Source organism: Mammaliicoccus sp. P-M58, assembly GCF_022386165.1.
GTDB lineage: Bacteria > Bacillota > Bacilli > Staphylococcales > Staphylococcaceae > Mammaliicoccus > Mammaliicoccus sciuri.
Genome location: NZ_JAJNJI010000010.1, coordinates 1 through 13,433 on the forward strand (window position 1 = coordinate 1; position 13,433 = coordinate 13,433).

Consider the following 13,433-nt stretch of genomic DNA (forward strand, 5'->3'; position numbering starts at 1 on the left):
TTATCAAGACTGACTAAACAAGATAAATAGAAGCATTGTATTTATCAAGACTGACTAAACAAGATAAATAGAAGCATTGTATTTATCAAGACTGACTAAACAAGATAAATAGAAGCATTGTATTTATCAAGATTGACCAAACAAGATAAATAGAAGTGCTGTATTTATCAAGACTGACCAAACAAGCAACATAGCTCGCCCATATATTGCAAGACTACCCAAACAAGCAACATAGAGCATCCGTATGTTGCAAGACAGCCCAAACAAGCAACATAGCTCGCCCAAATATTGCAACACTACCCAATCTAGCAACATTCGCTCCACAGATACCGCCATACCACACCAAATACATGCTTCCAGCAGATCTCAAATATGAAAAAAAGGCTGAGATAGCGGTCAATTTCCGCTGTCTCAGCCTTTCTTTTTATTATATTTGATTTAATGCTTGGTTTAAGTCTTCTACTAAGTCTTCTGTATCTTCTATACCGATAGATAAACGGATCATGCCGTCTGCTATACCTTCTTTATGACGAATTTCTGCTGGTATTGATGCATGTGTCATAAGACTTGGTACTGAAATTAAACTTTCTACTGCGCCTAAACTTTCTGCTAATGTGAATAATTTTGTATGTTTAATCACTTCTTTTGCTTTTTCTACATCAGCGACTTCAAATGAAATGATACCTGGGTATCCTGAGGCTTGTTCGAAGTGAATGTCTCGATTCACATGGTCTTCGTTTAGTGGGTGAATTGTTTTAACAACATTTTCATGTTTGTTTAATAATGCTACGACTTCTTTAACGTTTCTATTAATTTGTTCTACTCTTAAACCTAATGTTTTGATACCACGTGTTAATAAATAACTATCTTGAGGTCCTAAAATACCACCAGTTGAATTTTGGATGAAACCAATTCTTTCTCCAAGGCTTTCGTTAGCTGTTACAACTAAGCCTGAAACAACATCACTATGTCCACCTAAGTATTTAGTAGCTGAGTGAAGAACAATATCAGCACCTAAGTCTAGTGGATTTTGGTAATAAGGTGTCATAAATGTATTATCTACAACAGTTAACATGTCATGTTTTTTAGCGATGTCACTTGCTACTTTAATATCTGTTACTTGAAGTAACGGATTTGATGGTGTTTCAATAAATAACATTTTAGTAGTATCTTTAATAGAAGATTCGATATTGCTTACATCCGTTGTATTGATAAAATCAAAATTAATACCGAAGCGAGAGAATACTTTTGTTAATGCACGATAAGTACCACCGTATACATCTGAATTAATTAAAATATGGTCACCTTTGTCTAATAACATGATGACTGCTGAGATTGCTGCCATACCAGAACCGAAAGCATAACCATTTGTACCGTGTTCTAAATCCGCGATTAATGTTTCTAATGCAGTACGAGTAGGGTTAGCTGTTCTTGAATATTCATAACCTTGTCTTAAATTTCCGATTCCGTCTTGTTCATAAGTGCTTGTTTGATAAATCGGTGTAGTTACCGCACCTGTATATGCATCTGTTGTTTTACCACCATGGATGAGTAATGTCTTTTTATTCATAATCTTTTCCTCCATAATTAAATATATTTTTAGACATATATCTATCACTGCCATCAGGGAAAATGACGACAATATGCCCTTGTTCGATTTGTTTTGAAAGGTCAATTGCTGCTTGTAATGCTGCGCCTGATGAACTACCAGCAAGAATACCCTCATTTAATGCAAGACCTGATACATTTGTAAATGCATCTTGATCGGAAATAACTTTAATATCATCGATTAAATCTCGCTTTAGAAATGGTGGCCACTTTTCAACGCCAATACCTTCAGTATCGTGAGCATGCGTTTCGCCACCAGCAAGAATGCTTCCTTCAGGTTCTACAATGATATTACGTACTTGATGTTCTTTCATGACTGAAGCTATTCCTGTAAAAGTTCCGCCAGAACCAGCGCCAGCAATCAAATGTGTGATGTCTGGACATTGTTCAAGAATTTCTGTCGCTAAAGTATGAACATATGCTTGTGGATTCTCTTCATTTTCAAATTGATTGATGTAATAACCGCTGTATTCTTCAGAGTAGGTCTGTGCTTGTTGACGCGCACCTAACATACCTTCAGAACGTGGTGTTCTTCTTACTTCAGCACCTAAAGCTTTCATGATATTCATTTTTTCTTCAGAAAAGCCTTCAGGTGCAAAGATAACGCAGTTCATATTGTAATGGTTCGCTACGATAGCAAGTCCTATACCTGTGTTACCGGCAGTGGCTTCAACTATCGTATCTCCAGAACGAATATTACCTTCAGCTAGTGCATGTTCTATTAGATGCTTGCCGAGTCGATCTTTAATGCTGCCACCTAAGTTATAACTTTCTAATTTCGCAAATATTTTCACGTTGTCTGTACTGTAATGTTCCAATAAGACAAGTGGTGTATTCCCGATTAAATCGAATGCTTTCATCCCATTACCCCAATATAAATTAATAAATACCTTAGTTTTTCAATAAGAATTATAGGTTAAACATTATTAAAAATCAACTAAATTAAATTTGTTAGAATATTGAAAATATAATAAAAACAAAGTTAGTATATTTTTTATACTCAAAACTGTTGACATTTATTTGGAAGAGCGTTACAATTATCTCGAAATCGAAATAATATTTGAATAGGTGATGAACATGGATAGAACGAAAGAATCATTAAAAGCGCTAGTAGGTATAAAACGTACAAATGATACGTTAGATCGTATTGTTAAACAAGATATGAAGAACTACGGTTTAAATATTACTGAATTTGCTGTAATGGAACTTTTATATCATAAAGGTGATCAACCTATTCAAAAAGTAAAACAACGCATCTTAATTGCAAGCAGTAGTACAACTTACGTCATCGATCAACTTGTTAAGAAAGGATATGTAACACGTCGACAAGATGAGCAAGATAAACGTATTACATATGCTGTTCTGACTGAAAGTGGCCATGAATTGATGGAACGTATTTTTCCACAACATGCCGAAACAATTGAAAAAGCATTTTCGATATTAGATGACGAAGAGCTTGCGATTTTTCGTAGAGCACTTAAAAAAATAAGCGCAAATTCTACTGAGTAGGGGATAGCGCAAATTTTTTTACAACTTATTATTTCGAATTCGAAATAAAAATAAAGAAAGAAGGAAACTATTATGAGTAAACCAGAACTTATCGGTATCCATCACGTAACTGCAATGACAAATGATGCAGTAAGAAACTATGAATTTTTCACACAAGTACTAGGTATGCGTTTAGTTAAGAAAACAGTAAACCAAGATGATATATATACGTACCATACATTTTTCGCAGATGATCAAGGGTCTCCAGGTACAGACATGACATTCTTTGATTTTCCAAATAACCCGAAAGGTAGTCGTGGTACAAATTCAATTAGCCGTGCAGCATTCAGAGTGCCAAACGATGCAGCGCTTGAATATTATTTAAATCGCTTTGAAGAATTTGGCGTTAAACATGACGGTATTCAAGATTTATTCGGTAAAAAGGTATTACCTTTTGAAGAAGAAGATGGTCAAAGATATCAATTAATTTCAGATGAATTAAATGAAGGTGTTAAACCAGGTATTCCTTGGAAAAATGGTCCAGTACCTGAAGATAAAGCAATTTATGGATTGGGACCAATTGAAATTACAGTGAGCTATTACGAAGACTTTAAATCTGTATTGAAACAAGTTTACGGTATGAAACCAATTATTGAGGAAGATAACGTGACATTGTTAGAAGTTGGAGAAGGCGGTAACGGTGGACAAGTTATTTTGAGAAAAGACGACCAAAGTCCTGAAGCAAGACAAGGTTACGGTGAAGTACATCACGTATCATTCAGATTAAAAGACCATGAAGCGATTAAAGCATGGGAAGCAAAATATAACGAACTTCGTATTGGTAACTCAGGTAATGTCGATAGATATTATTTTGAAGCGCTATATGCAAGAATCGGTCATATTCTTATTGAGGTATCAACTGATGGACCAGGATTTATGGGAGATGAACCTTATGAAACATTAGGTGAAAGTCTTGCATTACCACCATTCTTAGAAGCAAAACGTGACTACATTGAATCTGAAATTAAAGCTTTTGATACAAGTAGAAAACATTAATAAGAAAAGGTGTGGTTAAGATGAAGGAGATACGACCAGAAGTCTTATCGCAGAAAGAAAATTATAAATTGTTAATAGGATCTATTATTCCTAGACCAATTGCATTAGTAACGACAGAATCAGATGATAACGTATTGAATATAGCGCCGTTTAGCTTTTTCAATGTTGTATCTTCAGACCCACCGATTCTTTCCGTTGCAGTACAAAGAGTGAATGGTGAAATGAAAGATACTGCACGAAATATCGTTCAGAATAAAGAAGCGGTCGTGCATATTGTAGATACTGATAATGTGCGTGATGCGAATCAAACTGCAGCTCTACTCAGTCATGAAGAGAGTGAACTAGAACGTACGAATTTTGAAACAGTAGATTCAGTTGAAGTATCTGTGAAAGGCTTGAAGCAAAGTAAAGTTCGATTTGAAGCGGTTCTATATGATGATATTGTTATTGAAAAAGACGGACAACCTATTTCAGATTTATTACTGTTAGAAGTAAAGTATTATCATTTTGACGAGCGTATCTATAATGATGGCTATATTAATAAAGAAGAGCTCAATGCGGTAAGCAGACTTGCAGGGAATGATTATGCAGAAATTGGACACACATTCACAATCGAAAGACCATAATATGATGGGAGATAGTAAATATGAAACATATATTTAAACAAGGTGCACAAGGTAAACCAGTATTTCTATTACTTCACGGAACAGGTGGAGATGAAAGAGATTTATTACCATTAGCAGAAATGCTTGCTCCGACTTATAGTATTTTGAGTGTTAAAGGTGAAGTATCTGAAAATGGTATGGCTAGATACTTCAAAAGACTCGGAGAAGGGCAGTATGATTTAGAAGATTTAGAGTATAGAGGACAAGAACTGTTTCAATTTATAGAAGAATCATCTAAAGAATATGGGTTTAAATTAGAAGATGTTATTCCAGTAGGATTCTCTAATGGTTCTAATATGGCGATTAATCTCATATTAAGAGAACAAACACCATTCCAAAAAGCATTGCTTTTTGCACCACTTTATCCATTAGATTTAGAAAATAACCATAAAGATTTATCTCATTTTAATGTCTTTTTATCAATGGGTGCAAGAGATCCAATCGTTACAAACGCACAAAGCGAGCGCGTAATAGAAATATTTAAAGAACGTAACGCAACAGTGACAGAGGCATGGGTTAACAGTCATGAAATTACGGAAGAAGCGGTACTTAAAGCTAAAGAAATATTATAAAAAGAAGACCAGCTCGCCCGAGCTGGTCTCCTTTTTTATGATGGTACTTCTGTTCTTTTTTCGCTATGTTTTCTAATAATAGCTGCTGATATAGCTGATACACCGCCAAATATGATAAAGCCTATAAACATCCACATTGTGCTATTAAGTTCGATATCGTGGTGTAAATACAATAGGCCTCTTAATGTTTCTGCATAATGTCTAAATGGATTCCATCCAATCATATAGTCTTGATAAAATTGTGGCAACATTTGTGTTGGTAACATAATGAGTTGCAAACTAAAGAATAACAATACCATAAATAATGGAATAGCTTTCACACCTAACCATGTCATAAATCCTAAGATTAGACTGATGAAAGCTAGGATTGCGATTGAAATGTATAAACCGATTTTAGTTGGTTCGTTAATTGTTACATCTAATACGTGCGTCATAAAGTAAATATATCCAAATCCACCGATTAATGCTGTAACAATAGCGCCGCCTAATTGGCCAATTGAAGCGATAATTCGGTCTTTAATTGTGATATTATTACTTGTTCTGAATGAGAAGAATAGAACAACTGAGCCAACTAATGATGCTAACCATACTGGTGTAAACATTAAGAGTGGTAAGTTTCCGTTAGCTTGATGTGATTTAACAGCGTTCATGTTTGTTTTATCCACTTTAATTGGATTTGTGATACCTTGAATATCTGAAGCTGAAACGTCGACATCCATTTTATCTAAAGTTTGGATACCTTGTTTAGAAATTTGTGTATTCAGTTGATCTCCGATAGTCGTTAACATTGTATTCGCGAGTTGTGCACCTTGCATGCTTGCACCTTCGTTAACGATAATCTCAACTTGTCCTTGCTTCACTTTAACAGGTTCAACTTTGTTTTGTTCTTGCATTTTTTTAGCTTGTTCAGGTGGAATTTGTCCACTTTCGATTTTTTCTTTCATTTGTGACTGCATTTCTTTAATTTTTGCGTCTTGAACAGTCTTTTGAACTTTACTCATTGAATCTTTCGAAAGATTTTCATCTAAAATTAACGCGCCATAATATTTGTTGTCTTTGAAGCCTTGTTTTAAATCTTTCTTTTTATCTACATCTACCCATTCAACTTTATCTGATAAATCTTTATTATCTTTTATTTTATCCGCAAAAGTTTTCCCGATATTGACATCTTTGTTTTGCATTGTTGTACCTTTATCTTGGTTCACAATCGCAATTGGTACTGATTTAGGTTCTGGATTATATGCTGGAATAAAAGCAATCGCTAATAATAAAAGTATGACGATTACTAGAATAGGTGTCATCCAAAAAAGTTTCTTTTTGAAAATATTCATATTTTTTCCTCCTTATTAATGAACATTGTGTTGATTATTAATAACATTGTTTATTATAATAGAATTTAAGATAGTTACAATCGTCAATTGCTTACGATACGTTTATTAATCAACAAATACATGAAAATTGTTCATTAAAATAAGGAGAATAGTTAAAAATGGCAGAAGATCGACGCGTAAGAAAAAGTAAAAGAGCAATCAAACAAGCATTTATTCATTTGTTAACAGAAAATAACCTTGATCGTATTACGATACAACAAATTTCAGATTTAGCAGATGTTAATAGAGGAACCTTTTATTTAAATTATGAAGATAAATATGCATTGTTAGATGAAATGGAAAATGAACAAATTGAAGAAATTAAAGGGTTTGTAGATATTAGAAAGATGGATTTATCCACTAAGACGAGTGATCGTTTTATTGAAGACTTTGCGAATAAAGTCATTAAAAATGTCATTACACATATTGAGCAAAATATGGAATTTTATCAAGTGATTCTGAACTTAGAACGTAAAAGTCAAATCGAAGAACAACTAGCAGATATAGTGAGAAGTAATATTAAGCATTTAATAGGTAATAAGGATAATGTATTTGGCATTCCAGAAAATTACTACTTAAGTTATGTAGTTGGTTCAATGATGTCGATGATCAAATATTGGGTATCAGATGAAAATCGTGTATCTGTAGAAGAACTCGTAAATTATGTCTCAACAATCGCATCAACTGGACCATTGTCTATTATGAAACGTATGGTAGATGAGAATATTAAGTAATATAGAAAAGGCAGGGGCTATCGTAGCCCCTGCCTTTCATATTTCTTTATTTTATTTCATCGCGAGATTTAATAATTTTATTAATAAATCCATAGTCTTTTGCTTCTTGTGTGCTTAACCAGTAGTCACGGCCAGTGTCTTTTTCTACTTTTTCAATATCTTGGCCAGTTTCTCTTGCGATTAATTCATTAATTTTATGTCTTGTACGAATAATTTCTTTAGCTGTGATTTCCATTTCAACAGATTGACCTTGTACACCGCCAGAAGGCTGATGAATCATGAATCTTGTATTAGGTAAACTGTAGCGATTTTCTTTTTTACCAGCTAAATAAATAATAACACCTGCACTTACTACCCAACCAGAGCCAATAATATTAACTTCTGGTTTAACGAAATTAATCATATCATGAATGTAATAACCTGAATCTACATGACCGCCTTGACTTGAAATAAATAGATTAATAGGTTCATCACTCATTGCTTCTAATAGTAGTAGCTGATTGCCGACTTCTTTTGCGACTTTATCATTGATTTCCCCGGTAATAATAACCGTACGTGTTTCTAATAACTTTTCTGTAAGTATATCTTTTTCGTTATGTTTTTCTTCAGACATGAAATCACTCCTATAATGATTGATACTACTATTGTGACCGAGTAAGATTTTGATTTCAAATAATTTGACCTATTTTGACTAAATTTAAATATTAAATAAATCGTTAAATGATTCAGCCATTGTAGGGTGCGTATAAATGTTGTCTCTTAAAACGGTATATGGAATTTGTTGATCCATTGCAAGTTTCAGAATGTTAATCAATTCTTCAGATTCTTTACCATAAAGACTTGCACCTAAAATGAGTTTACTATCAGCATCTACAACAACTTTAAATAAACCTCTGTCATCATGATTGATTTTATGACGAGGGATATTCTTCACTTCAACTTGACCTTCTAAAATATTGTGACCATTTTTCTTAGCTTTACTTGCAGTGTAGCCAATTCTTGAAAGTGGAGGATCTAGAAATACTGTGTAAGGCACATATCCTCTATTTTCTGTTGTGCGGTGCTGTTTGCCAACTAAATGGTCTTTAACAATACGGTAATCGTCTAATGAAATGTAAGTAAATTGAGGACCACCTTTAACATCTCCGACAGCATAAATATGGTCTACAGAAGTTTGTAGATGTTCATTAACTTTAATTTCACCTTTATCTCCAAGTTCGATATTTGTATTTTCTAAAGCTAAATCAGTATTAGGCACACGACCAGTCGCAAGTAATACCTCATCACCTGTTATATCACCTTGAGAAGTATGCACAACAGGACGATTATCTTTAGTAGAAAAGGCAGTTACTTCAGCTTCATCAATAAATTCAATATCATGACTAATGATTTCGTCATAAATAAGAGAAGCAATGTCTTTATCTTCAGTTACTAATACATGCTTACGAGGATGTACGATTTTAATTTTACTGCCTAATTTTGAAAAGATTGTCGCGAATTCTAATGCAATATAACCAGCACCAACAATAACAAGCGTTTCAGGTAAGTGATCTAAAGCCATAATCCCTTTAGAATCATAAATATTTTCAGTAGTCTCAATACCATCTATTTCAGGAATATTTGAACGCGTACCCGTATTAATGACAATCTTATCCGCATGAATCGTTTCAACTGTTTCATTAGATTCATTTAAAAGTACCACCGTATGGTTATCTTTAAAATGTGCTTTATAAGTGTACACTTCGATATTGTCATCAGAATTAAGGTTGTTGAAATTCTTCTTATTTAAAGCGGCAACAACATCTTTCTTACGATCCATTGCTTCGGAAAATGAATGATGTTCCAGACTTTCATGGAGTAATGTCTTAGTCGGAATACAACCAACATTGATACACGTACCACCATACATATTTGAATCCTGCTCAATAACCGCGACCTTCTGACCTTGCCCTGCAAAATCTTTAGCAAGCGTCTTACCAGCCTTACCAAAACCAATAATCAACATATCAAATCGTTTCATTTACAAAACCTCCATTTGTGATGATTTATATTTAGTATAACGCTTTTAGGAATGTAAATCTGTGTAAGATGCTTCAATATGAGATAACAAAAATTCTATTATTTTAGCGTTTTCAAATTTATGCATAAAATTCCAAATTAATTGTGAAAGCGTTTAATACTATAATGAATTTACAAATTACTTAGGAGGCAAAAGATATGTCTAATAATTGGTTAGAGATAGAACGTAAAGTCATAATTGTTACAGGTGGAACATCTGGAATCGGTAGACAGATTGTGAATTCTCTATTAGAAAATGGTGCAATTGTATATAATGTAGATTTAAAAGATAATCCAATTGATAATGAAAATTATTATTTTATTCAAACGGATGTTACAGATGAAGAAGCGGTTCAAAGTACAGTTAGTCAAATTTTGGAAGAGCAATCTCAAATTGATGTACTCGTTAATAATGCAGGCATAAACTTACCTAGATTATTAGTGGATGTTAAAGGTGAAAAACCAGAATACGAAATAAATATGAAAGATTTAGATTTAATGTTTGGTGTGAATTTAAAAGGACCTATATTATTTAGCCAAGAAGTAGGTAGACAATTCGTAAAAAATAACAAAGGTATTATTGTTAATATAGCAAGTGAAGCTGGTCAAGAAGGATCAGAAGGTCAAAGTATATATTCTGCTACAAAAGCCGCATTAATAGGATTTACGAGAAGTTGGGCTAAAGAATTAGGTAAATATAATATTAAAGTTGTAGCAATTGCTCCAGGAATATTAGAAGAAACTGGATTACGAACTAAACAATATGAGGAAGCATTAGCTTATAGTAGAAATACAACTGTCGATAAGCTTAATGGTGATTATTCAAAATCTATACCATTAAGAAGAGTTGGAGAATTAAAAGAAGTAGCTGATTTAGTTTGTTATTTAAGCTCAGATAAATCGAGCTATATTACGGGAACAACAATTAACATTTCTGGTGGTAAATCAAGAGGTTAAATTAAGAGATAGAAAGGTGGGGAAGTTATGTTGTTGAATAAAAAACATTTATTAGTAATAGAAGTATTGCAGAAAGAACATATATCAACTGATAAACTTGCCCACCAACTTTCTGTATCACAAAGAACTTTATCTAACTATATTAATCAATTACTTACACATTTTGGTGGCTCAATTAGTATTATTAAAGATCACCATGAAATATCGATGATTGTATTAGATGAATCAGTATTCTTTAATATTTTACAAAAACTAAAAAATAATATAAATAAAAGCATTCATGAAGTAGAAGCTAGAGAGGAAAGTGTTTTTAATTATTTATTGAATAATGGTATTTGCACAATCGATGATATTGCTGAAGAGCTGTATTTGAGTAAAAGTATCGTTAATAATACTTTGATAGAAATAAAAAATATATTAAAAAATTACAAAGTTGAAATTAAAGGTACTCAAAATGTAGGACTCAGAATCGAAGGTACTGAAATTGAAATAAGGAAAGTATTGATTGAATGTTTTCCAAATCAATACAAAAGTACTATTTTACCAGAACGTATAAATGAAATATTAAAAAATATTCAAGAGAAGTTTAACTTAGACGCTACTAGTTATAGAAGATTAAGACTTTCTACACAGGTCATATTAACTAGGTTAGACGAAGGATTTAATATTCAACAAAATGTTCAAATAGACGAGAGAGTTTATGATTCGGAAGACTTCAAAGTTGTTAGTGATATAAAGGGTTATATTGAGAAGCATTATGAAGTTGTATTTCCAAATTTAGAAATACTACTAATCGTTTTTCAAATTATAGGTAGGAGAGCTTCAATTATTGATGAAATGATAAATGAACAAGATCAGACAATACTTAATAGTATTATTGAAAATACTATTAAAGACATTAACTTTTACTACACTATAAAAATAGATGAGCAACTGTTCAGTAATGATATAAAACTCCATATCAAATATCTCATTAATAGGCTCATATTCGAAATTAATATTCATAATGATTTAATAGATGAGGTTAAAAAGAGATATCCATTTGCTTATGAATTATCAAAGGTACTTGCAGAAAATATTGAAAAAGAATTAGATATAGAAGTTCCTTTAAATGAACTTGGATTTTTATCAATTTATTTTAGTGTTTACTTGCAGCAATTAGAACAAAAGTTAAAAGAAATAAAGACGATTGCGTTTATAACAGACCAGGGATTAAGTAGTGGAAAATTGGTCACAGTGCAATTAGAAAGAATCTTTGGTAAAGATATTCAAGTGAAAGTAATAAATGAAAATCAAATTCAATTGAATGATATAGATCAATTTGATTTAGTAGTTTCAACAATAAAAAGTAATAGATTATTCAATAAAATTATTTATGTAGATAATATTTTAGATGAGCAAGCTTTGAAACTTAAGATAGAGCAGTTTCTAATATATAAAGATGTTAATAATCGCCAATTATTTAATAATAGTATTTTAGTTGATTTTATAAACGAGTCTGATGTTTATCATATTAGTAAAAGAATGAACTACAAAGATGTCATTCGCTATTTATCACTTGAAATGATTGATGAAGAGAAAGTAGATTCTAGCTTTTCGAATAGAATCCTAGAAAGAGAAGATAATAAATCTACTATAACTGGTTTATTAGGCTTCCCTCATACTAGCCACAGTCTAAATGATATATGGGTGAAGTTTTGTATATTAGATGAACCTCTATTAGATTATGAAAATGTAAAAATTATTGTAATGGTAGCAACACCAGAAAACGAAGGTAATGAAGCGGTACTAATTCGGTTATATGAAGAAATATTAGCAATTACAGCTAACAGTTATATCATTGAAAAAATCAATCGTGATACGGATTATATATCGCTTGCACATATACTAAATAAAGAAATCGGAGGTTAGTTATGTTTTTTATTATATTGATTATCATGTTAGCTGTTGGATTTGTAATTCAGTATTTATTAGGACTACTTCAAATTAAAAATTTTACAAAGCATTATACAAATATGCGTGAAAAAGGGCGTGTAGCAATAGGTAGAAGACCAGCAATTTTAAAAGCTGGGACACTCGTTTTACTACAAATAAATAATCGAAATGAAATAGAAGAAGCGAGATATATGCAAGGGGTAACCGTATTTTCTAAATTTAAAAAATTAAAAGGTTTAGATGGTTATAAAATCAATAAATTAAGAGATACAGACTTGAAAAAATATAACAAGTTGTTAATTAAAGCAATATTGGACGCACAACATACGTTTAACGTCATTCAATCAGGAGGAGAAATTGAGAAGATTCCATCTCCAATGATGAAGGCAGTTAAAAAAATAAATGGAATGTTCAAAAAAGAAGGGAGTAAATCAACATGGACTTCATAGTTAAGTTAGCTGAAGGATTTATTAAGTTATTTCAAACAGGTGCAGATACATTTATAGACTGGATGACAACAATTGTACCACTCGTTCTGATGTTATTAATTGCAATGAATACTTTAATTCAATTAATCGGGGAGCACCGCATTAATATTATTGCTCAAAAATCATCCAAAAACCCATTATTAAGATATTTAGTATTACCATTCCTAGGATCGTTTATGTTAGCAAATCCAATGGTACATTCGCTCGGTAGATTTATGCCTGAAAAATATAAACCAAGTTATTTTGCTTCAGCTGCACAATTTGCACATACAAGTAATGGTATTTTCCCACATATAAACCCAGCAGAGTTATTTATTTTTATGGGGATTGCAAATGGTATTCAACAGTTGGGATTACCAATGACAGATTTAGCAGTTAGATATTTACTAGTTGGTCTTGTTATGAACTTTATTGGTGGATGGGTAACAGACTTTACAACAAGTTATGTTGAGAAACAACAAAAAGTTAAATTAAGTACTGAAGTTAAACTTGAAGGGTGAGG

Annotated in this window: 14 protein-coding genes; 9 read left to right on the top strand and 5 right to left on the bottom strand. The window is 32.2% G+C overall.

The window, feature by feature from the left end; all coding sequences use genetic code 11:
• Positions 1-427: 427 nt before the first annotated feature.
• Complete coding sequence (locus LQ694_RS11065; protein WP_070372958.1) at positions 428-1,570, bottom strand: aminotransferase class I/II-fold pyridoxal phosphate-dependent enzyme; 1,143 nt, start codon at positions 1,568-1,570, stop codon at positions 428-430.
• Positions 1,563-2,468 (bottom strand): PLP-dependent cysteine synthase family protein, encoded by a 906-nt coding sequence (locus tag LQ694_RS11070; protein ID WP_204190431.1) that lies wholly within the window; start codon positions 2,466-2,468, stop codon positions 1,563-1,565. Before LQ694_RS11070 ends, LQ694_RS11065 begins: the two co-directional genes overlap by 8 nt.
• Positions 2,469-2,685: 217 nt before the next feature.
• Between LQ694_RS11070 and LQ694_RS11075 the strand changes: the two genes are divergently transcribed.
• The 4 genes from LQ694_RS11075 to mhqD all read left to right on the top strand — a co-directional run bounded on the left by LQ694_RS11075 (position 2,686) and on the right by mhqD (position 5,389).
• Positions 2,686-3,117 carry a MarR family winged helix-turn-helix transcriptional regulator gene (locus LQ694_RS11075; RefSeq protein WP_058611422.1) on the top strand — a complete coding sequence of 144 codons (432 nt, stop codon included), beginning with the start codon at positions 2,686-2,688 and terminating at the stop codon, positions 3,115-3,117.
• A gap of 72 nt (positions 3,118-3,189) precedes the next feature.
• Positions 3,190-4,152 (top strand): ring-cleaving dioxygenase MhqE, encoded by a 963-nt coding sequence (gene mhqE, locus LQ694_RS11080; RefSeq protein WP_239772051.1) that lies wholly within the window; start codon positions 3,190-3,192, stop codon positions 4,150-4,152.
• A gap of 20 nt (positions 4,153-4,172) precedes the next feature.
• Positions 4,173-4,778 carry a flavin reductase family protein gene (locus tag LQ694_RS11085; protein ID WP_048541717.1) on the top strand — a complete coding sequence of 202 codons (606 nt, stop codon included), beginning with the start codon at positions 4,173-4,175 and terminating at the stop codon, positions 4,776-4,778.
• 20 nt (positions 4,779-4,798) lie between these two features.
• Complete coding sequence (mhqD, locus tag LQ694_RS11090; protein WP_070372961.1) at positions 4,799-5,389, top strand: methylhydroquinone degradation carboxylesterase MhqD; 591 nt, start codon at positions 4,799-4,801, stop codon at positions 5,387-5,389.
• Between the two features lie 35 nt (positions 5,390-5,424).
• On the opposite strand, the gene LQ694_RS11095 is transcribed toward mhqD, so the two are convergent.
• On the bottom strand, positions 5,425-6,720 hold the full coding sequence (locus tag LQ694_RS11095) for a YhgE/Pip domain-containing protein (protein WP_239772054.1): 1,296 nt from the start codon (positions 6,718-6,720) through the stop codon (positions 5,425-5,427).
• Positions 6,721-6,878: 158 nt separating this feature from the next.
• Here LQ694_RS11095 and LQ694_RS11100 point away from each other — a divergent pair, with 158 nt between their 5' ends.
• Positions 6,879-7,493 (top strand): TetR/AcrR family transcriptional regulator, encoded by a 615-nt coding sequence (locus LQ694_RS11100; RefSeq protein ID WP_179926700.1) that lies wholly within the window; start codon positions 6,879-6,881, stop codon positions 7,491-7,493.
• Between the two features lie 46 nt (positions 7,494-7,539).
• Here LQ694_RS11100 and LQ694_RS11105 read toward each other — a convergent pair whose 3' ends face one another.
• On the bottom strand, positions 7,540-8,106 hold the full coding sequence (locus LQ694_RS11105; protein ID WP_048541725.1) for an ATP-dependent Clp protease proteolytic subunit: 567 nt from the start codon (positions 8,104-8,106) through the stop codon (positions 7,540-7,542).
• A gap of 84 nt (positions 8,107-8,190) precedes the next feature.
• On the bottom strand, positions 8,191-9,513 hold the full coding sequence (gene merA, locus LQ694_RS11110) for a hypothiocyanous acid reductase MerA (protein ID WP_196968020.1): 1,323 nt from the start codon (positions 9,511-9,513) through the stop codon (positions 8,191-8,193).
• A 197-nt stretch (positions 9,514-9,710) separates the two neighbouring features.
• On the opposite strand from merA, the gene LQ694_RS11115 reads away from it, so the two are divergent.
• Genes LQ694_RS11115 through srlA form a run of 4 tightly spaced genes read left to right on the top strand, consistent with a single transcriptional unit; the run spans position 9,711 to position 13,431 of the window.
• On the top strand, positions 9,711-10,508 hold the full coding sequence (locus tag LQ694_RS11115) for an SDR family oxidoreductase (RefSeq protein ID WP_196968021.1): 798 nt from the start codon (positions 9,711-9,713) through the stop codon (positions 10,506-10,508).
• 27 nt (positions 10,509-10,535) lie between these two features.
• A complete protein-coding gene (locus tag LQ694_RS11120) occupies positions 10,536-12,419 on the top strand; it encodes a BglG family transcription antiterminator (RefSeq protein ID WP_239772056.1) in 1,884 nt (627 codons plus the stop codon).
• 2 nt (positions 12,420-12,421) lie between these two features.
• Positions 12,422-12,892, top strand: a complete 471-nt coding sequence (locus LQ694_RS11125; protein WP_058611413.1) for a transcriptional regulator GutM — start codon at positions 12,422-12,424, stop codon at positions 12,890-12,892.
• Positions 12,880-13,431 (top strand): PTS glucitol/sorbitol transporter subunit IIC, encoded by a 552-nt coding sequence (gene srlA / locus LQ694_RS11130; protein WP_025905738.1) that lies wholly within the window; start codon positions 12,880-12,882, stop codon positions 13,429-13,431. The genes LQ694_RS11125 and srlA overlap by 13 nt, the downstream gene beginning before the upstream one ends.
• Positions 13,432-13,433: the final 2 nt, after the last annotated feature.

Excerpts from the sequence above, each read along its gene's own strand:
- LQ694_RS11065 (WP_070372958.1), bottom strand. The coding sequence starts at position 1,570 with ATGAATAAAAAGACATTACTCATCCATGGTGGTAAAACAACAGATGCA.
- LQ694_RS11070 (WP_204190431.1), bottom strand. The coding sequence starts at position 2,468 with ATGAAAGCATTCGATTTAATCGGGAATACACCACTTGTCTTATTGGAA.
- LQ694_RS11075 (WP_058611422.1), top strand. The coding sequence starts at position 2,686 with ATGGATAGAACGAAAGAATCATTAAAAGCGCTAGTAGGTATAAAACGT.
- mhqE (WP_239772051.1), top strand. The coding sequence starts at position 3,190 with ATGAGTAAACCAGAACTTATCGGTATCCATCACGTAACTGCAATGACA.
- LQ694_RS11085 (WP_048541717.1), top strand. The coding sequence starts at position 4,173 with ATGAAGGAGATACGACCAGAAGTCTTATCGCAGAAAGAAAATTATAAA.
- mhqD (WP_070372961.1), top strand. The coding sequence starts at position 4,799 with ATGAAACATATATTTAAACAAGGTGCACAAGGTAAACCAGTATTTCTA.
- LQ694_RS11095 (WP_239772054.1), bottom strand. The coding sequence starts at position 6,720 with ATGAATATTTTCAAAAAGAAACTTTTTTGGATGACACCTATTCTAGTA.
- LQ694_RS11100 (WP_179926700.1), top strand. The coding sequence starts at position 6,879 with ATGGCAGAAGATCGACGCGTAAGAAAAAGTAAAAGAGCAATCAAACAA.
- LQ694_RS11105 (WP_048541725.1), bottom strand. The coding sequence starts at position 8,106 with ATGTCTGAAGAAAAACATAACGAAAAAGATATACTTACAGAAAAGTTA.
- merA (WP_196968020.1), bottom strand. The coding sequence starts at position 9,513 with ATGAAACGATTTGATATGTTGATTATTGGTTTTGGTAAGGCTGGTAAG.
- LQ694_RS11115 (WP_196968021.1), top strand. The coding sequence starts at position 9,711 with ATGTCTAATAATTGGTTAGAGATAGAACGTAAAGTCATAATTGTTACA.
- LQ694_RS11120 (WP_239772056.1), top strand. The coding sequence starts at position 10,536 with ATGTTGTTGAATAAAAAACATTTATTAGTAATAGAAGTATTGCAGAAA.
- LQ694_RS11125 (WP_058611413.1), top strand. The coding sequence starts at position 12,422 with ATGTTTTTTATTATATTGATTATCATGTTAGCTGTTGGATTTGTAATT.
- srlA (WP_025905738.1), top strand. The coding sequence starts at position 12,880 with ATGGACTTCATAGTTAAGTTAGCTGAAGGATTTATTAAGTTATTTCAA.